At 66.0% G+C, this 23,887-nt stretch carries 16 protein-coding genes and 1 riboswitch; of the genes, 12 read left to right on the top strand and 4 right to left on the bottom strand.

From position 1 onward, the window contains the following. Positions 1 to 40: 40 nt before the first annotated feature. The 4 genes from AB0D93_RS15585 to AB0D93_RS15570 all read right to left on the bottom strand — a co-directional run bounded on the left by AB0D93_RS15585 (position 41) and on the right by AB0D93_RS15570 (position 3,839). A complete protein-coding gene (locus tag AB0D93_RS15585; RefSeq protein WP_362119230.1) occupies positions 41 to 1,048 on the bottom strand; it encodes an ABC transporter permease in 1,008 nt (335 codons plus the stop codon). A 270-nt stretch (positions 1,049 to 1,318) separates the two neighbouring features. Beyond that, positions 1,319 to 2,101, bottom strand: coding sequence for an enhanced serine sensitivity protein SseB C-terminal domain-containing protein (locus AB0D93_RS15580; protein WP_362119881.1), 783 nt, complete (start codon positions 2,099 to 2,101; stop codon positions 1,319 to 1,321). 235 nt (positions 2,102 to 2,336) lie between these two features. Next, positions 2,337 to 3,128, bottom strand: a complete 792-nt coding sequence (locus tag AB0D93_RS15575) for an enhanced serine sensitivity protein SseB (RefSeq protein WP_362119227.1) — start codon at positions 3,126 to 3,128, stop codon at positions 2,337 to 2,339. Positions 3,129 to 3,170: 42 nt separating this feature from the next. Next, positions 3,171 to 3,839: an AAA family ATPase gene (locus AB0D93_RS15570; RefSeq protein WP_362119224.1), complete on the bottom strand. Its 669-nt coding sequence runs from the start codon at positions 3,837 to 3,839 to the stop codon at positions 3,171 to 3,173. Positions 3,840 to 4,000: 161 nt separating this feature from the next. Further along, positions 4,001 to 4,098, top strand: a riboswitch (glycine riboswitch). A 157-nt stretch (positions 4,099 to 4,255) separates the two neighbouring features. On the opposite strand from AB0D93_RS15570, the gene gcvT reads away from it, so the two are divergent. The 12 genes from gcvT to AB0D93_RS15510 all read left to right on the top strand — a co-directional run bounded on the left by gcvT (position 4,256) and on the right by AB0D93_RS15510 (position 22,152). Then, positions 4,256 to 5,374, top strand: a complete 1,119-nt coding sequence (gcvT, locus tag AB0D93_RS15565; RefSeq protein WP_362119221.1) for a glycine cleavage system aminomethyltransferase GcvT — start codon at positions 4,256 to 4,258, stop codon at positions 5,372 to 5,374. 109 nt (positions 5,375 to 5,483) lie between these two features. Beyond that, positions 5,484 to 5,861: a glycine cleavage system protein GcvH gene (gene gcvH / locus AB0D93_RS15560; protein WP_362119218.1), complete on the top strand. Its 378-nt coding sequence runs from the start codon at positions 5,484 to 5,486 to the stop codon at positions 5,859 to 5,861. 14 nt (positions 5,862 to 5,875) lie between these two features. Further along, positions 5,876 to 7,156 (top strand): serine hydroxymethyltransferase, encoded by a 1,281-nt coding sequence (gene glyA / locus AB0D93_RS15555; RefSeq protein WP_362119215.1) that lies wholly within the window; start codon positions 5,876 to 5,878, stop codon positions 7,154 to 7,156. An 85-nt stretch (positions 7,157 to 7,241) separates the two neighbouring features. Next, positions 7,242 to 8,609 (top strand): L-serine ammonia-lyase, encoded by a 1,368-nt coding sequence (locus AB0D93_RS15550; protein ID WP_362119212.1) that lies wholly within the window; start codon positions 7,242 to 7,244, stop codon positions 8,607 to 8,609. A gap of 554 nt (positions 8,610 to 9,163) precedes the next feature. Then, positions 9,164 to 11,143, top strand: coding sequence for a class I SAM-dependent DNA methyltransferase (locus AB0D93_RS15545; protein ID WP_362119209.1), 1,980 nt, complete (start codon positions 9,164 to 9,166; stop codon positions 11,141 to 11,143). After that, a complete protein-coding gene (locus AB0D93_RS15540; RefSeq protein WP_362119206.1) occupies positions 11,140 to 12,384 on the top strand; it encodes a restriction endonuclease subunit S in 1,245 nt (414 codons plus the stop codon). The genes AB0D93_RS15545 and AB0D93_RS15540 overlap by 4 nt, the downstream gene beginning before the upstream one ends. A gap of 3 nt (positions 12,385 to 12,387) precedes the next feature. Next, positions 12,388 to 15,489: a DEAD/DEAH box helicase family protein gene (locus AB0D93_RS15535; RefSeq protein WP_362119203.1), complete on the top strand. Its 3,102-nt coding sequence runs from the start codon at positions 12,388 to 12,390 to the stop codon at positions 15,487 to 15,489. Between the two features lie 295 nt (positions 15,490 to 15,784). Further along, positions 15,785 to 17,671: a P-loop NTPase fold protein gene (locus AB0D93_RS15530; protein WP_362119200.1), complete on the top strand. Its 1,887-nt coding sequence runs from the start codon at positions 15,785 to 15,787 to the stop codon at positions 17,669 to 17,671. Then, positions 17,671 to 18,444, top strand: a complete 774-nt coding sequence (locus AB0D93_RS15525) for a hypothetical protein (RefSeq protein ID WP_362119197.1) — start codon at positions 17,671 to 17,673, stop codon at positions 18,442 to 18,444. Before AB0D93_RS15530 ends, AB0D93_RS15525 begins: the two co-directional genes overlap by 1 nt. Then, entirely contained in the window at positions 18,444 to 19,739 is a 1,296-nt protein-coding gene (locus AB0D93_RS15520) for a hypothetical protein (RefSeq protein WP_362119194.1), read from the top strand. The genes AB0D93_RS15525 and AB0D93_RS15520 overlap by 1 nt, the downstream gene beginning before the upstream one ends. Beyond that, a complete protein-coding gene (locus AB0D93_RS15515; protein ID WP_362119191.1) occupies positions 19,736 to 20,503 on the top strand; it encodes a TatD family hydrolase in 768 nt (255 codons plus the stop codon). The genes AB0D93_RS15520 and AB0D93_RS15515 overlap by 4 nt, the downstream gene beginning before the upstream one ends. A 323-nt stretch (positions 20,504 to 20,826) precedes the next feature. Continuing rightward, entirely contained in the window at positions 20,827 to 22,152 is a 1,326-nt protein-coding gene (locus tag AB0D93_RS15510; protein WP_362119188.1) for an ATP-binding protein, read from the top strand. Positions 22,153 to 23,887: the final 1,735 nt, after the last annotated feature.

The raw sequence follows: 23,887 nt of genomic DNA, 5'->3' as shown, positions 1-23,887 counted from the left end.
CCCCGTGGCAGAGCTCACGGGACGCTTGGGGTAGGGCACTTCAGCGGGAAGCCTTCGGGTCGAGCGCGTCGCGCACGCCGTCGCCGAACAGGTTGAACGCCAGCACCGTGATGAAGATCGCCACGCCCGGGATCACCATGTACATGGGGTCCGAGTCGTAGTAGTCGATCGCGCTCGAGAGCATCTGTCCCCAGGAGGAGGTGGGCGGCTTGACGCCCACACCCAGGAAGCTGAGGGCCGCCTCGGTGAGGATGTTGGTGGGGATCATCATCGTCGTGTACACGATGATGGGCGCGACGAGGTTGGGCAGCAGTTCCTTGAAGAGGATGTAGAACCGCCCGGCGCCGAGCGAGCGGGCCGCCTCGACGTACTCGCGTTCGCGCAGCGAGAGCGTCTGACCGCGCACGACACGTCCGATGTAGGGCCAGCCGAAGAAGCCGATGACCAGGATCATCACGAACACGCGCACGCCCGTGCCGGTGAGGCCCAGCATCTGATTGGGCATGACGGAGACCAGCGCGATGATGAACAGCAGCTGCGGGAAGGCGAGCAGGCCGTCCATGACCCGGCTGATGAGCGAGTCGACCCAGCCGCCGAAGAAGCCCGCCAGGATACCGAGGATGGTGCCCAGGATGACGGCCACCACGGCCGACAGGAAGCCGACGAGCAGCGAGATCCGGGCGCCGTAGAGGATGCGGGCGAAGATGTCGCGGCCGTTGACCGGCTCCACACCGAGCAGGTGGTCGCCGCTCATGCCGCCCAGGGATCCCTTGGGCGTGCTGAAGAGCGGGTCGATCAGGCTCTGGTGGTAGAGGTCCGGGTCCTGGCCCACGAGGTTCGTGATCACCGGCGCGAGCAGCGCGATCACGATGAGGAGGAGCACGACTATGCCGCCCGTGAGGGCGAGCTTGTCCCGCTTGAGGCGTTCCCAGGCGATCCGCCCCAGGGACCGGCCCTGAACGGCCTTCGCGTCGCCGGCCGCAACCGCCGCTTCCTCGGCCGCGCCCGGGGCCGCTTCCGCGGTCGGCTCGTGCAATGGTGCCGTCATTAGGCTGGGACCCCTCTCAACCGGCGGTAGCCGGCCCGCACTTGCCGCTGGTAGCGGCATCAAACAGTCCGTCGTACACAGGGGCGAACCCCTTGAAGGGGGAGTCTTCAACGCTTGCGCGATCAGCCGCCAGCCTTGACGGGGAATGGATGCGCAACCGTGATGCAAGCTGGCGTTTCCTGTTATCCGGACAAGCCGTTACGGCGACCGGACGGCCACTGGGGGTGAGGACCGCCGCGCGGGTAGGGCGGTATGCCCCATAAGCGCAGGTCAGTAGCCCCCGTGGACCGGCGGATAGCCGTACCCGGCGACGGGGGCCTGCGGCTGGGGGGAGGCCTGCAGCCGGGGCTGGGGCGCCGCGTGGGCCTCGCGGTCGTAGAAGGGGCGGGCGTTGGCCCGCATCCACATCACGACCGGGTCGTAGTCGTCGGTCATGGCGACCGTGGACACCGGCAGGCCCTCCGGGACCGCGCCCACGGACTGCTGCATCATCGCGCGCACCGAGTCCACCGCGGCCGGTGAGGTGTCGTAGACGTCCAGGCCGATGGCCAGGTACGGCGCCCCGAGCGCCGGCTGCACCCAGGCACGGCGCAGGGAGCGCAGGGCCGGGGTGCGGTGGGCGTTCTGCGCGAGGAGGGCGTAGAACTGCGAGATCTCGATGCCGGGCTCGGTCAGCCGGAGGGGTCCGGCGGGCTGGCGGTCCAGGCCCGTGGCGATACGGCGCAGGTCCAGCCAGGGGATGCCGAGGCCACCGCCGGGGGCGTGCGGGTTGAGCCAGAGGCCGTAGTGGTCCGGATAGAGGGTACGGGCGACATCGAGGCCGTCGACGACCTCGTACGACCTGTTCCAGCCGCTGGCCGACAGCTCCTGGGCGGAGGTGACGCACGGGGCGTACTGGAAGCCGTCGACCTCCATGTTCCCGTACTGGGCGTCCGGGGAGCCGGCCTGGCCGTGCCACAGGAGCATCCAGATCTGGCCGGAGGAGGGGACGGCGAGGGCGCGGAGCAGGGCCTCGTAGGCGTCGTAGCGGCCGGGGGTGACCTGGCGCAGCATGTGCTCGACGCTGCCGCTCACGCTGCCGCTCTGGCTGGCGCTCACCTGTCGTGCCCTTCTCTTCTTCGTGCCCCGCGTTTGGAGACAGCTTAAGCGCCCACCGGGTTGCCGCCTCGGGTACGTGCGCGGGTGCGGGTGCGTGGTGGGTTCTCGCGCCCCGCGGCGGAGCCGCATATCGGGCACGGCCCCGCGCCCCGGGGCCGGCCGCCCCCGTCGGCTTGCGGTGGCCGTGCTTCTAGTGACCGTACTGATAGAAGGGCCGGACGTTCGTCCTCAGCCAAGCGGCCACCGGGTCGTCCGTCACGTCCATGAGGACGAGGTTGACCGGCCACTTGACCGGGACTTTGCCGAGGGCCCTGCCCAGGGCCTGCATGGGCAGGGTGCGCAGGTCGCCCTCCCACTGGGAGAGTTCGACGCCGACGAACATCACCGGCTCGGCCGTCTCGACGGCGGCCAGGCAGCGGCGGGCGGCGAGGACCACACCGGTCCCGGCGAACTCGGCGGACGCGGCGGAGAGGAAGTCGACCGGGTCGTCCTGCCAGTCGGGCTCGAAGAGGCGGACCCGGCCGCCGGTGTTCGGACCGTCGAGCGGGGTACGGCCGGCCCGGCACAGCTCGGCCACCGCCTCGGGCGGGAGCGGGATGCCGACCAGCGCGTCGGGGTTCACCGCGATGCCGGCCTGCGGGGGCAGACCGCGGGCGAACTCCACGGCGGGGGCGATGGTGTACGCCATGTGCGGGCCGGCCGCCTGGCGCAGCTGTTCCTCGGAGCTGAACGCCGGGACGTACACCTGGCCGTCGATCTCCAGCGTGGGCAGGTCGAGCGGTCCGCTGTCCGGGCCGCCGCCGCTCGGCAGCGGGATCCACAGCAGGCTGCGGCCCAGCACCTCGATGATCCGGCCGGCCGCGGCGGGTATGCCGAGGGAGGCCGAGAGCACCTCCTCCAGTTCGTTGCCGGGCCAGCCGCCGTGCGGCTGGGGGTGCGCCTGTGCCGGGAAGTCCGCGGGAATGTCCGCCGGGAAGTCCATCTGCCTACCGCCTGCTGGGAACAACTGCTGTGACCATGAAGGCTAGCGGGTGGCCGTGACGGTTCCCCGCTCCGTGAAAGCGATCCGCCGCAGGGCGTCCGCCGCCGGCCGGTCCAGCAGGACCACCGAACCGCAGCCCGCGGGCGGCTTCCCCCGCTCGACCGCGCCGAGCAGCCGGGCGGTCGTACGGCGGTGGCGGCGGAAGGCGTAGCCGGAGACGCCGCGGCCGCGCTCGCGCTGGCCCTCGCGGGCGGTCTCGGGGGTGACGTCGAGCAGCAGCAGGTGGAGGGTGCCGCCGCGGCGGCGTGCCGCGCGGGCGAGCCAGGCACGCACCCAGGGCTGGGTGCCGCAGTCGTGCACGACGACGCCTTCGCCGGTGCGCAGGGCGCGGCGCAGGGCCGCGTAGTGGGCGAGGCGGACCAGGGGGCGGTAGATCGCGTAGGGGAGGAAGCGGGGCAGGCGGGCCGCGAAGCGGTCGCGGGTGTCCTGGGAGTCGAGGCGGGCGCCGGCGACCGCGCGGTGCATCAGGGTGGACTTGCCGCTGCCCGGCAGGCCGGTGATCACGGCCAGGTCGCCGGGGCCGAAGACCAGGGCGCGCGGGCTGCGGCCGGCGCGGTCGCGCAGGTCCCGGACGAGCGGGGCCGGGGCGCGGCGTTGCCTCGGCACGGCGATGCCGGTGGTGACGGTGGCGTACCCCGGGGTCCTGTTCACGTGATCGTCCTCCCCTGTCGGCCCGGTAATCCTCGTTTCCGCTGCGCGCAAAGAGAAGGTAATGGACGGTGTCGGCGGCCGGGTCCGCGTCCTGCCACAGGTCGGTTACAAAAGCCCGCTCGCCGTGCAATGATGTGGCCGCCAACTGCATACCGGCCGCTTGAATCCGCGCGGGAGAGTTCCCAGCAGCCTTCGCTGGGACGCCGAAGGAGCAAGTCCCTCCCTTGAATCTCTCAGGCCCCGTTACCGCGCGGGCGAGGCACATCTGAAAAGCGGGCCGCTGCGTCAGTGGCTCCACCCAAGGTGCAAGCCGCGATCGTCCCTGTGGCGGTCCTGGCGAACCTCTCAGGTTCCGATGACAGATGGGGAGGAACGTTCCTCGCCCGTCCTGTCTTTCCCTGGGAGACGACCGACCGATGAGCAGTACCGAACTCCGTCACACCGCGCTCGATGCCCTGCATCGCTCGCTCGGTGCGACGATGACCGACTTCGCCGGCTGGGACATGCCGCTGCGCTACGGCTCCGAGCGCGACGAGCACCTCGCGGTGCGGACGAAGGCGGGCCTCTTCGACCTCTCCCACATGGGCGAGATCACCGTCACCGGCGCCGGTGCGGCCGCCCTCCTGAACTTCGCCCTGGTCGGCAACATCGCCTCCGTCGGCGTCGGCCGCGCCCGCTACACCATGATCTGCCGGGCCGACGGCGGCATCCTGGACGACCTGATCGTCTACCGGCTCGCCGAGACCGAGTACATGGTGGTCGCCAACGCCTCCAACGCCCAGGTGGTGCTGGACGCGCTGACCGAGCGCGCCGCCGGTTTCGACGCCGAGGTCCGCGACGACCGGGACGCCTACGCGCTGATCGCCGTCCAGGGCCCCGAGTCGCCCGGCATCCTGAAGTCCCTGACCGACGCCGACCTCGACGGCCTGAAGTACTACGCCGGGCTGCCTGGCACGGTGGCCGGCGTCCCGGCCCTGATCGCCCGCACCGGCTACACCGGCGAGGACGGCTTCGAACTGTTCGTGAGGCCCGGGCACGCCGTGGAGCTGTGGCAGGCGCTGACCAAGGCCGGCGAGGGCGTCGGTCTGGTCCCGTGCGGGCTGTCCTGCCGCGACACCCTGCGCCTGGAGGCGGGCATGCCGCTGTACGGGCACGAGCTGACCACCTCGCTCACCCCCTTCGACGCCGGGCTCGGCCGGGTGGTGAAGTTCGAGAAGGAGGGCGACTTCGTGGGCCGCGAGGCGCTCACCGAGGCGGCCGCCAAGGCTCAGGAGAACCCGCCGCGGGTCCTCGTCGGGCTGATCGCCGAGGGCCGCCGGGTCCCGCGCGCCGGGTACGCCGTCGTCGCCGGCGGCGAGGTGATCGGCGAGGTCACCTCCGGTGCCCCCTCCCCCACCCTGGGCAAGCCGATCGCCATGGCCTACGTCGACGCGGCGCACGCGGCGCCGGGCACCGAGGGTGTCGGCGTGGACATCCGGGGCAGCCACGAGCCGTACGAGGTCGTGGCGCTGCCGTTCTACAAGCGCCAGAAGTAGACACTGGGCGCACTCGCGCTGTGACCCCGCGCACGTTCGCGGCACTCACCAGCGGTTTCAGCAGTCCCCCCGTCACCAGCACTTTCCCGCGTACAGGAGAATTCAGGCCATGAGCAACCCCCAGCAGCTGCGCTACAGCAAGGAGCACGAGTGGCTGTCGGCCGCCGAGGACGGCGTGTCGACGGTCGGCATCACGGAGCACGCGGCCAACGCGCTCGGCGATGTCGTCTTCGTCCAGCTCCCCGAGGTCGGCTCCACGGTGTCCGCGGGCGAGACCTGCGGCGAGCTGGAGTCCACCAAGTCGGTCTCCGACCTGTACTCGCCGGTCACCGGTGAGGTCACCGAGGTCAACGAGAACGTCGTCGACGACCCGTCGCTGGTGAACTCGGCCCCCTTCGAGGGCGGCTGGCTGTTCAAGGTGCGCGTCTCGGAGGAGCCGGCCGACCTGCTCTCCGCCGACGAGTACACCGAGTTTTCCGGCAGCTGAGGAGCCGTAGCCGCATGACCGTCCTGAACACGTCCCTGCACGAGCTGGACCCGGAGATCGCCGCCGCGGTCGACGCCGAGCTCCGCCGCCAGCAGTCCACGCTGGAGATGATCGCCTCCGAGAACTTCGCGCCGCTCGCGGTCATGGAGGCGCAGGGCTCGGTGCTGACCAACAAGTACGCCGAGGGCTACCCGGGCCGCCGCTACTACGGCGGCTGCGAGCACGTCGACGTCGCCGAGCAGATCGCGATCGACCGGATCAAGGAACTGTTCGGCGCCGAGTACGCCAACGTCCAGCCCCACTCCGGCGCCTCCGCCAACCAGGCGGCCCTGTTCGCGCTGGCCCAGCCCGGGGACACCATCCTCGGCCTGGACCTCGCCCACGGCGGCCACCTGACCCACGGCATGCGCCTGAACTTCTCGGGCAAGCAGTTCAACGTGGTCGCCTACCACGTGGACGCCGAGACCGGCCTGGTCGACATGGCCGAGGTCGAGCGGCTCGCCAAGGAGCACCGGCCGAAGGTGATCATCGCGGGCTGGTCGGCGTACCCCCGCCAGCTGGACTTCGCCGCCTTCCGCCGGATCGCGGACGAGGCCGGGGCCTACCTGTGGGTCGACATGGCGCACTTCGCGGGCCTGGTCGCGGCCGGGCTGCACCCGAACCCGGTCGAGTACGCGGACGTGGTGACCTCCACGACCCACAAGACCCTGGGCGGCCCGCGCGGCGGCATCATCCTGGCGAAGAAGGACTTCGCGAAGAAGCTGAACTCGTCCGTCTTCCCGGGCTTCCAGGGCGGCCCGCTGGAGCACGTGATCGCGGCGAAGGCGGTCTCCTTCAAGGTCGCCGCCGGCGAGGACTTCAAGGAGCGCCAGCGTCGTACAGTGGAGGGCGCGCGCATCCTGGCCGAGCGCCTGACGGCGGCCGACGCCCGCGAGGCCGGTGTGAACGTCCTGTCCGGCGGCACGGACGTCCACCTGATCCTCGTGGACCTGCGCGAGTCCGAGCTGGACGGCCAGCAGGCCGAGGACCGCCTCCACGAGGTCGGCATCACGGTCAACCGCAACGCCGTCCCGAACGACCCGCGGCCCCCGATGGTCACCTCGGGCCTCAGGATCGGCACGCCCGCCCTCGCGACCCGCGGCTTCACCGCCGAGGACTTCGCCGAGGTCGCGGACGTGATCGCCGAGACGCTGAAGGCGCCGTCCCCCTTCGGGGGCGCCGACGCCGAGGCCCTCAAGGCGCGCGTGACGGCGCTCGCCGACAAGCACCCGCTGTACCCGGGTCTGAACAAGTAGACCCGGACAGGCAAGTCCCCCGGTGGGGCACCCGACGGATGATCCCCGAGGGTGCCCCGCCACCCCCTGTTCTTGAGGAGTGACCGTGGCCATCTCGGTCTTCGACCTGTTCTCGATCGGCATCGGCCCGTCCAGCTCCCACACGGTCGGCCCGATGCGGGCGGCGCGGATGTTCGCCCGCCGGCTGCGCAACGAGGATCTGCTGGCCTCGGTGGCCTCCCTCCGTTGCGAGCTGTACGGCTCCCTGGGCGCGACCGGCCACGGTCACGGCACCCCGAAGGCGGTCCTGCTCGGCCTGGAGGGCGCCTCCCCGCGCACGGTGGACGTGGAGACGGCGGACGCGCGGGTGGAGAGGATCAAGGAGGCGGGCCGCATCCGCCTCCTCGACGAGCACGAGATCCCGTTCTCCTTCGACGACGACCTGGTCCTGCACCGCCGCAAGGCCCTGCCGTACCACGCCAACGGCATGACGATATGGGCGTACGACGGCACCGGCGCCGAACTGCTGTCGAAGACGTACTACTCGGTCGGCGGCGGCTTCGTCGTGGACGAGGACGCGGTCGGCGCGGACCGGATCAAGCTGGACGACACGGTCCTGAAGTACCCCTTCCGCACGGGCGACGAGCTGCTGCGCCTGACGAAGGAGACGGGCCTGTCGATCTCCTCCCTGATGCTGGAGAACGAGCGGGCCTGGCGCACGGAGGAGGAGATCCGGGCCGGTCTGCTGGAGATCTGGCGGGTGATGCGCGAGTGCGTCGCCCGTGGCATGTCCCGCGAGGGCATCCTGCCGGGCGGTCTGAAGGTCCGCCGCCGTGCGGCCGTCTCCGCGCGCCAACTGCGCGCGGAGGGCGATCCGTTGGCGCACGCCATGGAGTGGATCACGCTCTACGCGATGGCGGTGAACGAGGAGAACGCGGCGGGCGGCCGGGTCGTCACGGCCCCGACGAACGGCGCCGCCGGCATCATCCCGGCCGTCCTGCACTACTACATCAACTTCGTGCCGGGCGCCGACGAGGACGGCGTGGTGCGCTTCCTGCTGGCGGCCGGCGCGATCGGCATGCTCTTCAAGGAGAACGCCTCCATCTCCGGCGCCGAGGTCGGCTGCCAGGGCGAGGTCGGCTCCGCCTGCTCGATGGCCGCGGGCGCGCTGGCCGAGGTCCTCGGCGGCTCCCCGGAGCAGGTCGAGAACGCCGCCGAGATCGGCATGGAGCACAACCTCGGCCTGACCTGCGACCCGGTCGGCGGCCTGGTGCAGATCCCGTGCATCGAGCGCAACGGCATGGCCGCGGTCAAGGCGGTCACCGCCGCCAGGATGGCCATGCGCGGCGACGGCTCCCACAAGGTGTCCCTGGACAAGGTCATCAAGACCATGAAGGACACCGGCGCGGACATGTCCGTGAAGTACAAGGAGACGGCGCGGGGCGGGCTCGCGGTGAACATCATCGAGTGCTGAGAAGTAGGCCCTGACCAGCGCGTTCGCTTCTTTCGGCGCTGTCAGGGCCTTCCCTGCTTACCCGGCCGAAAGTCCCCGGAGTGTCCCCGCGACAGGCTTGAAAGTCCCCGAAAAGTCCCCGGGGCGCGTCGCTGTTTTGCGATGGGGCACGGCCCGACTTGGGACGCACCCAACCCTCTAAAAGCGGTTCGGCGCCTGGTCCACGACGGCGTTCCCAACCAGACGGTCCACAGCGTGGGTCGACCATCTAGGGTGGGCGGTTTCAAAACAGCTGCCGAAGCATGAGCGGTAACAAGCAGACGAAGCATCGATGTCTTCCGCCCCGCTGGCAGCTGTGCGCAAACCAACTCCAGCGCGGAGCCCAGCGAGCGAGGCGGTAGCCGCGACGTCGCGGGTCATCCGCAATTGAACTTTTCACCCAAATCGCCCTGACTCTACGAACGGCGTCGATCGTGTCAGTGGCACCATCTACATTTTCGCTTGTGGACCAGGACGATGACTGGTCAGCAGCTCAACGGGTGCCCGCTGCATCCGTGCCAGGAAGGACAACTCAAGTGGTCGACCTGAAGAAGGACGTCTGGGCCGTCGCCGATACCCTGCGCGGTGTCTATGCCCGCAACAAGGCGGGTGACGTCATCCTGCCCATGACGATCCTCCGTCGCCTGGAGTGCGTCATGGCACCCCACCGCGACCAGGTTGTCGCGATCATCGCGCAGCAGCCGAACGAGACGCTGCGCGTGAAGATGATCAAGTCCCTCACCGGCGGTGTGAAGTTCTACAACACGACGAAGCACACCCTGGCCTCGGTGTACGACTCCGGCGACGACATGGCCGACAACCTGTTGGAGTACGTGCGCGGGTTCAGTCAGGACATCGACGTCTTCGCGAACTTCCACCTTCCCCAGCACATCGAGCGGATGAGGAAGGGTGGCATCCTCGCCACGATCGTCCGCCAATTCCGCGACCTTGACCTGTCCCCCGAGGCTGTACCGAACTCCAAGATGGGCGAGCTGTTCGAGCACCTCATCTACATGGACTTCGAGTCGTCCAACGCTGAGTCCGGTGACCACTACACCCCGCGCGATGCGATCAACCTGCTTGTCGACCTGCTGTTCGCCGAAGACGACAACGCGCTGTCCGGCGACGCCATCCGCAGCATCTACGACCCCACTGTCGGCACCGGCGGCATGCTCAGCGTGGCAGAAGAGCACCTGCACCGCATGAACCCGGACGCCGAGCTCCTCCTGTACGGGCAGGAACTGCGCCCCGAGTCCTACGCCATGTGCCGCTCCGACATGCTCGCCAAGGGCCAGAACCCGCAGAACATCGCGCTGGGCAATACCCTGACCAACGACCTGTTCGCGGACGACAGGTTCAACTACATTCTCTCCAACCCGCCCTATGGCGTGGACTGGAAGAACATCGCCGAGGACGTGGAGAAGGAGCGCAAACGGGGCTTCAGCGGTCGCTTCGGGGCTGGCCTGCCCCCGACCTCCGACGGCGCCCTGCTGTTCGTCCAACACGCGATTGCCAAGATGAACCCGGCCGGCAGCCAGGACGGCGGCGCCCGCGCCGGCATCGTACTGAACGGCTCCCCGTTGTTCTCCGGCGGCGCCGGAAGCGGCTCCAGCAACATCCGGGGATGGCTGCTGGAGAACGACCTGATCGAGGCCATCGTCGCGCTGCCGAACGACATGTTCTACAACACCGGCATCCCCACTTACCTGTGGATCTTCGACAACAACAAGCGCCCCGAGCGCGAGGGCAAAGTGCAGCTCATCGACGCCGCCGCCCTGGGCGCCAAGATGCGTCCATCCCTGGGATCCAAGCGCGTTCAGATCGACAAGGCCGCCCGAGAGCGCGTGTTGCAGCAGTACGCGGACATGGAGTCCTCGGACACCTCCAAGATCTTCGACAACCTTGACTTCGCCTTCTGGCAGATCACGGTCGAAAGGCCCCTGCGCCTGAATTTCGAGACCACGCCCGATCGCGTCGCCCTCGTCCCCGAGCACAAGTCGCTCGGCAGCATTGACGGCCTCGTCGGCGCCTTGAACTCCTTTAGCGGGGGTCAGTACCTCAACCGCGAGGACTTCCTCAACGACCTGGGCAAACACCTCAGTTCCCACGGCGTCAGCCTGACCTCGGCCCAGCGCAAGGCCCTGTGGCAGACGCTCGGCGAGCGCGACGAGAACGCCGACATCTGCCGCTTCCAGTCCGGCAAGAACAAGGGCGAACCAGAGCCTGACATCCCACTGCGCGAAACCGAGATTGTCCCCTTCGGCTGGGACGGTCATCCCAAGAGCCACGACGCCAAGGACGCCACCATCAAGGCGTACTTCACTGCCAAGGTCAAGCCGCACGTCGGTGACGCCTGGGTCGACTACACCAAGACCAAGGTGGGCTACGAGATCCCCTTCACCCGCCACTTCTACAAGTACGATCCCCCGCGCACCCTTGCTGAGATCGACGCCGACCTCGAAGAGTCCCTGCAGGAGATCCTTAGCCTGCTGCGCAAGGTGGAGGAAGGCAAGTGAGCGCCCCGCTTCCCTGGGGAGACACCCAGTCGCCGTGGACGATCGGTCAGATCAAGCACCTGGGCAGCGTCACCCTCGGCAAGATGCTTCAAGCAAAGGACACCGGCCAAGACGTCCTGGCTCCGTACATGAGGGCAGCCAACGTCCAGCCTGACGGTGTCCTTGCGCTGGACGGCGTTAAGGAAATGTGGTTCTCGCCCGGTGAGTTGGAGGACCTCACCCTTCAGCAAGGCGACGTCGTCGTGGTCGAGGGCGGACAGGGTGGCTTCGGACGTGCCGCGTACGTCGATAAGGACCTCGACGGTTGGGGATTCCAGAACTCCATCAACCGCATCCGACCGAACGCTGGTAACGATGGGCGATTCCTTGCGTACTACCTGATCGCCTTGCGCGCCACCGGGTTCATCCGGAGGTATTGCAACGTCGTCTCCATGCCGCATCTGACGGCCGAGAAGCTGGCTGCCATTCCCGTCCCGCTTTGCTCCAGTCCTGAGCAACGTGCCATCGCTGACCACTTGGACCGAGAGACCAGCCAGATCGATGCGCTCATCGCCGCGCAGGAGCGGTTCGTGGGGGTCTTGAGGGAGCGACGCGGAGCTGTGGTTGATCTTCTTCTGGAAGAGGCTGGCGAGTTCAGGCAGGCGCCGCTTCGGTACGTCGCGGGAGACATCACCGTCGGTATCGTCGTTCAGCCGTCGCAGTGGTACGTCGACAACGGCGTTCCCGCTCTTCGGGGAGTCAACGTTCGACCGGGCGGCATCGTGCTGGACGACCTAGTGTTTATCTCTCACGAAGGCCACAGGCACTATCGCAAGTCCCAACTGTCGGCGGGTGACGTGGTCGTAGTGCGTACAGGGCAGTCCGGCGCTGCAGCCGTCATTCCCGAGTCGCTAGACGGTGCAAACGCGATCGACCTACTGGTGATCAAACCCGGTAGCCGATTGCTTGGCTCTTACCTTGAGATGGTCCTCAACGCGCCCGCTACGCGGGAGCGGTCTTCCGTCGAAGTTGTCGGCAGCATCCAGGGGCATTTGAACGTGGCCGCACTACGAGCTCTCATCATCCCGGTTCCTCCAGTCGACAAACAGCAGGAAATGGTCGACCGATGCCACGAACAGGCAGAGGAGATCGACACGCTCATCGCCAAGACCGAGCGGCACATCGAACTCGCCAAGGATCGTCGCATCGCGCTCATCACCGCGGCCGTCACCGGCCAGATCGAGATTCCTAAGGAGGCCTGAGCCGTGGTAGACCTGACGTACGAGGAGCAGTTCGAGCGGCAGATCTGCGAGTACCTTGGGACTCACGATTGGGAGTACTCCACGAACGACGAGGGGTACGACGCTGAGCGTGCCCTCTTCCCAGATGATGTGTACGGGTGGTTCGAGGACCTGGACGAGCAGGCGTGGAAGCGCAGCATCGGTTCTGGCCCGCGAGCGGACTCGGCGAAGGAAGCTCTGCTCGACCTCATCGTGCAGTTGCGCTCCACCCCGCTCGACAACAAGGGCGGCGGCCCTGGTGGGACGCTGCAGTTGCTGCGCTCGGACGTCCCCGTAGGGCTGCGCGACGAACTGAAAATGGTCCAGTGGCGCCCGGCGGACCCGACGAACGCCACCCGCATGGCCGCCTACGGCAACGTGCGCCTGCGGATCATGCGGCAGGTGCACTACTCGCGGCAAAAGCCGCACGACAGCATCGATCTGGTCGCTTTCATCAACGGCATCCCAGTGGCCACGTTCGAGCTGAAGACCAACTTCAAGCAGTCCATCGAGGCCGCGGCCAAGCAATACGCAAAGGACCGGAACCCAAAGGGAGAGCCTCTACTGGCGTTCGGTACCGGGGCGCTGGTGCACTTCGTGGTCACCGAGTCCGAGGTCCGTATGACGACTCATCTGGACGGTGAGAACACCTACTTCCTGCCGTTCAACCAGGGCAACAACGGCGGTGCGGGCAACCCGGTCAACGAGCACGGGCCGGCCACCGCGTACCTGTGGGAGCAGGTCATGGCCCGCGACACGTGGCTGGACATCTTCGGATCCATGGTGTTCGTGGACGTCAAGGCCAGCACGAACGAGATCACGCGTGAACGCAAGACCTCGACCAACGTGATATTCCCGCGCTTCCATCAGTGGCAGGCCGTCTCGCGGATGGTTGAGCAGGTCAAGGCTGAGAGCGTGGGAGGACGGTTCCTGATCCAGCACTCGGCGGGGTCGGGCAAGACGAACACGATCGGATGGACCGCACATCGCCTATCGAACCTGCACGACCCCGCCGGTCGCAAGATCTTCGACACGGTAGTGGTGATCACCGACCGCGCAGTGCTCGACGACCAAATGCAGCGCGCGGTCCTGCAGATCGAAGGCAAGCCGGATTACGTCTACAACGTCGACAAGAGGGCCCGCACCGACCAGGGTTCCAAGTCCCGTGCGTTGCTCAAAGCCCTGCAGGACCGTCGCCGCATCGTGGTGGTGACTATCCAGACCTTCCCGGCCGTGCTCAAGCTCCTGTCGCAGGACGACTCGCTGGCCGGGCACAAGTTCGCGGTCATCGCGGATGAGGCGCACTCCTCGCAGGCCGGCGCTACGGCCAAGAAGGTGCGTCAGGTACTGCGCGCTGGCGGCCAGGAAGTCGACGAGGGTACGGAGGTCGACGCCGAGGACACGATCAACGCCTTTGCTGACGTCCCGACGCCGAACGTGTCGTTCTTCGCGTTCACCGCCACCCCGAAGCCTAAGACGATCGAGCTGTTCGGGCGCCGCAAGACGCCCAATGCCAAGCCGTCTGCGTTCGACGTTTACTCGATGAAGCAGGCCATCCAGGAGGGGTTCATCCTGGACGTCCTGCCTCGCTACCAGAACTACGGGACGGTTTACCAGATCGCCGAGGCGATCAAGAAGAGCGGCGTCAACGTCTCGACTGACGACGAGGACAATCTGGTCGAGAAGGGCGCAGCGGCCAAGGCCCTGAAGCGGTTCGTGCGCCTGCACCCGACGAACATCTCCCAGAAGGTTGAGATCATCGTCGAGCACTTCCGTGCCAATGTGGCTAGCCTGCTGGGCGGCCACGCAAAGGCCATGATCGTGACCTCAGAGCGCAAGCACGCGCTGCGGTACAAGCTGGCGATCGACAAGTACATCAAGGCCAAGGGGTACGACCTGGGTACCCTGGTTGCGTTTTCCGGCACCTTGGACGACCCGGAGTTCGGCATCCATGAGGAGATCTCCGAGGCCAAGATGAACCCGGGAGTTGGATCGGACTTGGCCGAGGCGTTTGCCGAGCCGAACTACCGCGTCATGATAGCCGCGGACAAGTTCCAGACCGGGTTCGATCAGCCATTACTGTGCGCAATGTACGTCGACAAGCGCCTGGACGGCATCCAAGCGGTGCAGACCCTGTCGAGGCTGAACCGCACCTTCCGGACCAGCAACTTGGTCAAAGACCGGGTGTTCATCCTGGACTTCATCAACGAGCCCAAGGACATCCAGGCGGCCTTCGCGCAGTACTACGAGGAAGCCGAGATCGAGACCGAGACCAACCCCAACCAGCTGCACGTGCTGGCGATGGGGCTGCGCACCTTCGGTATCTTCGACACCAATGATGTGGCCCAGTTCGTCCAAGGCGCCCAGGATGGTGATCGCAACGCGATCACCGCAGCGATGAGCCGGGCCCAGGACCGGTTCGCTCAGGCATGGGACCAAGCTCAGGACGACGAGGACACTCAGGCCGTGGAGCGGCTGGAGCAGTTCCGGAAGAACGTCTCCTCGTTCGTGCGACTGTACGACTTCCTGTCCCAGGTATACGACTACTCGGGCTCCCCGCTGGAAGACCTCTCTGCGTTCTGCCGCGAACTCGCCCAGTGGATCAAGGCCGAGCGGACGCACGACGAGATCGACATCTCCAGCGCCCGGCTCGTGGCGATCGAGCAGAAGGACAAGGGCATAACAAACGCCTCGGTCACCACGAAGGGCGACAAGCTGAGCGGGCCGAGCGCGTTGGGCACGGCCAAGATGAAGGACCCTGAGATGGTCCCGCTACTGGAGGTCATCGACACCCTCAACACCCTGTTCGACGACCTATCAGAGTCAGCCGTTGCCGGACTAATGGCGCTTGTCATCCAGGCAGCAAAGTCGGATGAGACTCTGAGGTCGCGGGCGCTGGAGAACAGCCTGGAGAACTTCCTAAAGTCAGAGAAGGTCCGCGATCGGATCCTCGACACCCTGCTCGCCGCCCCCGGGGAGCTGGGGAAGGTGGTGGCCGAGGTCGTCGGCAACGGCAAGGGGCTCGACAGCATCATCGCCGGCGCCTTCCACGGCGTGCGTCTGGATGCCGAGCAGGAGGCCAGCTGATGTTAAAGGGTGAGGTCCTCTTCGCCTAGCCGGGGATAACCAGCGCAATATGTTCCGCGATCTCGTCACAGGGCAATGGAGCGGCATGGTCAGCAGGGGCGCACCATTTCTGGAGTGGCGGCTGCTCAATTATCGCGAACCAAATATTACCGGCATGCCTGCTAGTTCATGACCGTCACCAACGCTGCAGCACATGTCTTAATTGTCGCAATGAACGTAAGCGAGAAGCTTATATGAGCTATCCGATTAATGGTTCCCAGAGAACTCCCCGAGTGCCCGGGATAGGCAGACGGGTATGACCGCGGCCCAGCGTTCCAGCCTATGGTCGGACGATCCATCGCGTGTGGATCTGCTGTCGTTCGACGCTGTCGCCCAGACAGTCGCCGACGCGCTGCTCGATGAGGCGCTCGATCCGGTAGCCCTTGGGCTTTCCGGAAGTTGGGGCAGCGGCAAGACCACCGTGCTCGGCTTGGTTGCCCAGGAGCTTGACCGCCGGGGGGCGGATGAGCAGAAGGTGCTGGTTATCAAGACTGATCCATGGCGTTACGACCCTGCGACGGGCGCCAAGGAGAGTCTTATCGCGGAGGTCTTGGGCGCACTTGCCGCTGAGGCCAGCCGTTCGGAGACCAAGACCGACAAGGCAAAGAATCTTTTGGTCCGGCTCGGCAAGCGCATTGATTGGGCCAAGGCGATCAAGCTGGCGGCCACCTCGTCGCTGACGTTGCAGATTCCCAACTTCGACAAGCTCGTTGAGTTGGTCAAGTCCAAGGACGGCGACGAGGAGTCGGTGCGTGGTCTGGAAGGATTCCGAGACGAGTTTGCGGCACTAATCACTTCCGACGACCTTAAGCACATCCGAGCGGTCGCCGTCTTGGTGGACGATCTTGACCGTTGCTTGCCGGAGACGGTCGTGGAGAGCCTCGAAGCGATGCGCCTTTTCCTTGCTGTTCCGAAGATGTCTTTCGTGATCGCTGCTGACGAGGAGCGGGTCTCGGATGCGATCCGCACCCGGTTCAGGGACACCGGTCGACCTGACGAGAGCGACGATGAACGGCAGGACCCGGCTACGCTCTACCTGCACAAGATCGTGCAAACGACCATCCCGCTTCCGGCTCTGAGCAACTTCGACACCGAAGCGTATCTGCTGCTTCTCCAGATGCAGACAATCGCCAAGCCCGATCAGCTTGCCACGCTTATCGAACGCTGTGCTCAGATTCGCCGCGACGGTGGCAGCGTCGACGACATCGGGGAGATCGACGGGCTGGCGATGGACGACCAACTGGCTTTCGCCGCCCGCCTGACGCCACTGCTCTACGAGAAGCTGCACGGCAACCCGCGCTACATCAAGCGCTTCCTCAACGACCTACATGTCCGTCAGTCTGTGGCCTCACGCCGTGGCATCAGTCTGGATCCGGCAGTGGTCGCCAAGCTCATGACCCTCGAAGCGCTGATGAAGCCCGAGTTCAAGCTCCTGCTCGACTGGTTCGCCAAAGGCAAGATGCGTGACCACCTGGAGCGGCTGGAGGAGGAAGCTGGGCGGCCCGCGCACGCCGACACTCAGCGGCAGGACGAGCCCGACGGTGCGGCCGCACCAGGTACACAGCCACGGCGCAGCACTTCTACCCGTCGTCCCCGTGCCGCCACGCCAGCCGTCTCGGGTCAGTTCTCCCAGGCCATGGTGCGTTGGGCCAAGTTGACGCCGCCGCTGCGTGGGCTCGACCTGTCGCCCTACCTGACGCTGGCTGCCGCCTTCGCCGGCGTCACACTGATCGACGAGAGCCTGCCCGAGCGGCTTCGCGACATTGCCGCCAACCTGCTTTCGGAATCCCGCCGGGAACAGGCATCGGTAACCGACGCCGAATTGGATGAACTGGGTGACGGTGATGCCACCGACCTCTTGCGCCATATCGGGCGAACGATGCGCGACCAACCGACCAAGCAAAAGGGCGGGGTCAATGCCATCCTGCGCATTGCCCGTCGCCGTCCCAGCGTGGCGACCCCGGCTCGGGATGCCCTCCTGATGCTGCCGCCCAGCGAGATCACCATCGCCACACCGATGCAGTTCAAAGCGGAAGACTCCACGTCAATCCGCAGTGTGCTTACCACCTGGAAGAGCAAGCTGCCGGACGGCCAGGTCAGGCGGGCGGTCGACAGCGCCCTGGGCAACCAAGGGAACGCCTGATGGGCACCAGCGGCGCCTACTCCGGCAGCGGCGGCAAGGACGGCAAAACGGTTCGCGATCACATCAGCGATTACCTGGATGGCCTATCGAGTTCGGACGGTAAAGGTTCCGATGGTCAGCGACCGCCGCTCGATCCGGCTGCACTCGGGCGCGTCATAAACCTGATCCGCCCCCGCGTGGCGAGCGGTGGTGGTGGGGGCGGTCCGGGCGGAGGCGCCTCTGGCGGTGGGGATGGCTCGCGTAGCGGCGGCGGCCCGCAACGTACTGCTGCTGGCTCAGCTCGCACTGCCGGCCGCGCGGCGGCAGCCGCTCATGCGTACAGCACTGGCGACGCGGCAACCCTGCAACGGCTGGGCTTGGACTACAACGAACTGCGCGGGCTCGGGGACGACATCGAAGTGGTACGCCGCATCGTTGACATGGCCTGCAGCACGCCGGACAGCACCATCGAAGACCATGAGCAGCGCTTCGTGGCCGCCGAGATGGCAGAGTGGGTAATGGAGCAGGAACGGGATGGCTACCGGCTGACTCCAGAAGAAATGGTCCGTCAAACTATCGCCGTTATCATCGCCGAGACTCTGTTGGTTGAGTCAGGCGATCAGATCAACAACCACGACTTGGCTCGTGTTGCCGAGAGCGACATTCGTGACGCCGCAGAAGCGATTGCCGCTCAGGCCAAGCTGTCGGTCGACGGCGCAACCGAGGATGAGGTTAGCCGCGCCGTCGAGGCGGGACTGGAGACCATCCGCGGCATCCTCGGAGGAGGCATCTGATGTCCCGGTTCACGTTGCGCCTGAGTGCGACCGCTGATATCCCTGCAGATGAGGCTGCCACATCCTTCTACTGGCTGCCGGACCAGCGGTCGACATTCACCAGAGGCTTCAGCCCCGACCTGGCCACACTCGGCCCGGTTCCGCCCCTGAACGCTGATCTGGTTCGGCTTGCGCTGACCGCCTTTGCTGCCGACCGCTCTGTGCTGCGCAAAGGCCGTGGCGCTAACTGGAATCGGCGCCAGCTCGAGCTTGAGATCCCGGTCTCCGACGCGACAGCCTGGAACGGCGTGGCGGATGAACTTGCGGGCGTGCTCGGGTTCCTCAGTGGCGACCGCTGGAGTTTGATATTCACGCAGCAGTCGGAACCGACCGAGACGCAGATGCCCGACGAAATCAGCGGCATTTCCCAACGTGTTGTCCTACTCAGCGGCGGTGCAGACTCGGCAATCGGCGGGCTGTATTCCCGCTCGTTGCTTGCTACGGACCAGCAACACGTCCTGCTGTCGCACTACAACAACACGATGTTGGCACCCATCCAACGGCATATCGCTACCGAGCTGGAACGACTCATCCCTGGTCCGCGCCAGGAGCACATAGTCGTACATCTGGGACGCCGCAGTGAACGCATCGACGGCACCTCATATCCGTCCGAGTCAACCACTCGATCGCGGTCACTGCTCTTCCTGGCTCTCGGCCTAGCGGTGGCCTCCCTCCACCAAGTTCCCTTGTGGATACCCGAGAACGGCTTCGCCTCGATCAATCCGCCGCTGGGCCCGGAGCGCCTCGGCAGTTTGTCAACACGCACCACGCACCCCAAGTTTCTGCAGGATCTGGCGGCTGTGCTTACCAAAGTCGGTGCCCACGCGGTCATCGAGAATCCGTTCGCGCATATCACCAAGGGCGAGATGTACAGGCGCGTTGTGGACCTGGTCGGTCCAGACGAAGCCTCCTCAATCCTGAGTTCCACCCACTCGTGCGGGCTGACTGGCCAACGCGCCCATGGCATTCCAGCCGACCGGTCCTGTGGCGTTTGTTTCGGGTGCGTGCTGCGACGGGCATCCTTCGCCGCCGCTGAGGTCCCCGACCTCAGTGATTACATCGCGCCAAGCAGCGACCCTGCCGTGCAGAAGTGGCTGGATAGTAAGTCGGTCGAGCAGCCGGTTCGCAACTTCATTCACCGGGGCGTGAGAACGCGTGACCTCACTACGCTGAGCCTTCCGGACGACTACCCGCTGCGCGACGCGTTTGAACTTTGTCAGCGTGGGATCCAAGAGCTACGGAGCCTCTACCAATGAGACGCCTGCCACCGATTGACATGCACGCCCACATTGATCCAGACATCTCGCCTGGCGATCTGTCGGAGCTCGGTTCGCTCATCTTCGCCGCGACTCGCTCGCTCGACGAAGCCGAGCGTGTGCTCAAACGATCTGACCCGTGGACGATCTGGGGTGTGGGTTGCCACCCTGGCCTCGTCGGCGCCCAGAAATCTTTTGATACAGCTCGATTTGCCGAGCTGATCGCCCGAACGCCGTACGTCAGTGAAGTTGGCCTGGATGGCAAGTCCCGCGTGCCCCTGGAAACGCAGCGGGCGACCTTGAACGCGGTTTTGGCTGCTTTGCAACAGACCCCCCGACTCACGAGTATCCATAGCTTCGCCGCCATCGATGTCACCTTGGAGTGCCTCGCGGCCCGTCCGACCTACGGCACGGTACTTCACTGGTGGCTTGGCAACGAAACACAGACCAAGCGAGCGGTCGAGCTTGGCTGCTACTTCTCGGTCAACGCTTCGATGCTGCGGAATCCCAGGTTGCTGGAGAGCCTGCCGCTCGACCGAGTCTTCCCTGAGACCGATCATCCGTTCGGCGACAGGTCCAGTGGCCAAGGTCGCCGCCCCGGCAAGGTGGAAAACGTTGAACATGCTCTCGCCCAGATTCACGCGCTTGCCCCGGATAGCGTCCGCAAAGAAACATGGCGCAACTTCGCACAGCTCGTTCGCTCAACTAAATGCGGCACACTGCTGCCCCGGCCCGTCCGGGTCGGGCTTGCAGCTGCGCCGTAGGACGACCTTGCCCCTGGTCCAGGACACATCAGGGACTCCATGAGAGCGAGGGCGCGCGGACAGCAGGAGGCCGGCCTTTTGCGCCTTTCTGGAATAGGCCGTGGCTGAATCCGATTCGACCCTGTGATGGTCGAGTGAGGAGACGGCAGGCACATCTGCCCGATCCCTGCATGCGCCCTGGTCCCCATCACACCGACCGTGATCGTTGATCACGGTTACGACGTACCACCGCCAACCACGCTCGAGCTCGTTAGGGTTCTGCCACAGACTCACATACGCATGAGCCGCGAGCGCCCTCGCACCGCACTTAGGGGACCCTTGTCATGAACGCCCGCAACATCGACCTCAGGGTCCTTCACGATGACTTGAAGGCCAGCGAGAAGGACGCGTACGTGCGAGCGATGGCCGTGAGGACGGAGGCGGGGTGGGAGCTCTATCACTGCTGGGCGCTCATTGGTGCTCAACCGCCCGACTGGTCCGAGAACCTGTGGGAGTACCAGGACCATGCGTTCATCGCGAGGCAAGTGCCGGCGGCGGACCTTGCTGTGCTCACCTCGCAAGTGGCCGACTCAGTCCTCACTGTCGGGCCCCTGGTCATATCGGTTCCCACAGCGACCAGTCCCGCACAACAGTCCCGGCGTCCCAGCTACGCCCATCACGACCATCCGCCGCTACCAGTCCCAGCCACTGACATCACGATCAACCCAACCGACCAGAGCACGCGCAACATGCCCCAGGCGATTCTCGTGGCAGAGGGCGCTCCGTCATTCCCAGAGCCCATGAGCGCCTGGCGCGCCTTCTTCGAGGGTGATTTCTCCCTCATCGGCAATCACCGAGGGCCCACTCACCTGGCCCAGCTGCGACTCGCTGAGAACGACGCCTGGGTCGGTCGCGTCCACGTGACACCAACACAACTGGTCGTCACCGTGGAAGGAGACCGTGTGGTCGGCGCTGAGCTGGAGCTGTTCGGGGTATCGGGGCGTAGCAGCTACCGACTTGACGCGGCGGGCGACGTCACGTTCCCACTCGCACAGGGCCTGCCTGCGCATGCGTGGCTGTGGCTGAAGCGAGGAACCACATGGCTCGACTACCGCTCCCTTGACCCCGGCTCAGGCTGGACTAGCGACCTGGACCGGGCGGGGGTGAAGATCGAGGCGCCCGTCGAACCGCAGGCCCACATCGAGGCCCTTATCGCCGCCGGGGAAGGCCCCCAAGTCGAGTTCAAGGAGTACCTCCCCACCAAGCAGGATCGGCGGACCCTCAAGACCGTCGCGGCATTTGCCAACGGCGACGGCGGCGTCGTGGTCTTCGGAATCAACCGCGACGAGGTGACAGTCACCGGCCTGACCGAGGACAAGCCGGCCACTAAACTTCGTGATCACCTGGTCGACCTGGTACGGGGCACCGTGTTTCCGACGCCCGACGTGGAGGCCCGAGACTACAAAATCAAGGACAGACTCGTCATGGTCCTCAAGGTGTCGATGGGCAACAACCCCCCATATGCAGTGTCCACTCCGGAAACGCGCGACAAGCCCGAGTACTTTGTCCGTCGCGGCGCCAGCACTTTTCCCGCACAGCCGGGCGATCTGAGCGATGCTGTTCTCAACAGGAGGCCCACCACCAACGACAGCAGTTTCAGGCCCTTTTAAGGCGGAAGCAATGCTGTCTGAGTCGTTGTCTTGGCTCGTAGCGAGAGAGATTGCCGACAGGTCCTCATGGCTCATGTGGTCGAGGGCAGTCTTCGTCACGTCGCTGTGCAGAAGACGATCTTCTCCGGGCTCAGGAGGAAGCCAGCCGAGCACCGGTGTCCCGTAGCGGCTGAGATGATCTTCCACTTGCTCCGTGAAGGCATCCGAAGGCGTTTGTTCCTTACGGTTGTGAAGAAGCACGAGCCCTGCCAGAGGCAGTCGTGACAGGTCGTGTTGGCCCAGGTGGCGTTCTCGCCAAAGAGCCGCGGAATCCTCCGGGGTGAGATCCACAGCACGGCCTCCGTCAACCGCGCGGCGCCACGCCGAGGTCGTCGTCTTCCTCGGGTACTCGCTGGCGCCGAAGGCAAAGATCACGCCGTCAATCCCCTTGTTCGCGAGCCCGCCAGCCCAGGCAGACGGTCGCTCATCCAAGACGAGGATGCGGCTGCAGCGCTCGCGTGCAGCGTCGATAGCTGCATCGATGGCTTCATCTTCCACGACGGTGAAGAGGCCGTTGCCCGGGTTCAGGCTCGCTCTCCAGGCTTGACCGTTACCCGGCGTCAGGCGCAGGCGGTTCCAGCGCATAACGTGGCCCGCTGGCTGCGGCACAGTGGCCGTCGGCCAGGCTCTACCTCGGCTGCTGTACCAACTGAAGTCAATGTCACCGTCGTTGATGGTCAGCACGGCAGCTACGTGACCTTCCGCAGCCCATGCGCTCACCAGCCGAACGGCGGTGGAAGCGGTCAGACCCTGCCTGGCTTCCGTTGCCGAGGGGCCCGATGTCAGAGCGAAGCATCGCCTTGCCTCAGGTCGGCTCACGGCGCCGCTTCGATGGGCCGGGCGGCTGGGGGATCGCGCCTCGCCCAGGGCCGTCAGAGCACGCCCGGGTCGGCCGGTAGCCGAGTTCCCATGTTCGGTACGGACGGTGAGGACGCCTCTCCAGCCCTCGACATGTCCGCCCTTCCTGACGAAGCGTAGGGTGCAGGTCTTCGGCTCGCAGATGTGATCGAGGAGTTGCAGATCAGGTCCTGTGACTGCGTCCTGAAGCAGCTCGACGAGCCGTTCATCGTGAAGCGCGGCCCCGCCGGCCACGGTTCGCACGAGCGTCCAGTCCAGCCCGTACCCAGAGAGCGCGCTGCTCACCGTGAGTCCGTGGTTCCCGACAAACGCTGTCCACATTCGGGGGCGCCACAGTAGCGTGCTCGCCAACTTCGCGCTCGCACGATGCTGGGCAATCACATCACGGGATAGAGGCGGGCGGCGGCGCAGCGGCGCGACTGCCTCGCCGAGTACCCAATGTGGAGTGCAGCGTTCCTGGATCGCACGTTCGTGGCGTGCCTGAAGCAGGGGAGCCAGGGGCTCGTCCCCTCGAAGATAGATGCACACCTTTGGATCTGCGACGTTCCATCGGATGCCAGTCTTATCGCCGAACGAGGCGGTCAGTTCAAGTTGTTTTCCGATCACACACGCCTGCATGCCTTGAACCCCGCGCCTCGTTCCCCGCTTCTCTCCGTACGGCAGCAAGTCGAGCAGCGTTTCGACAGCGCTCGCGCTTTCCAGTCGCAGGTGCAGTAGATCCGCTTCCGCGCGAAACGCTTCAATGAGCGTTTTCAGCTCGGCCCCGATCGGGTGATGCCCGGACGTTGAAGTGAGTGGCAGAACGACCGGGGCCTCCCGGCTGTTGAGCGAGGTGTCT

It is taken from the genome of Streptomyces sp. NPDC048191, assembly GCF_040652655.1.
In the GTDB taxonomy this organism is placed as follows: Bacteria; Actinomycetota; Actinomycetes; order Streptomycetales; family Streptomycetaceae; genus Streptomyces.
This window is presented reverse-complemented; position numbering and strand designations above follow the sequence as displayed.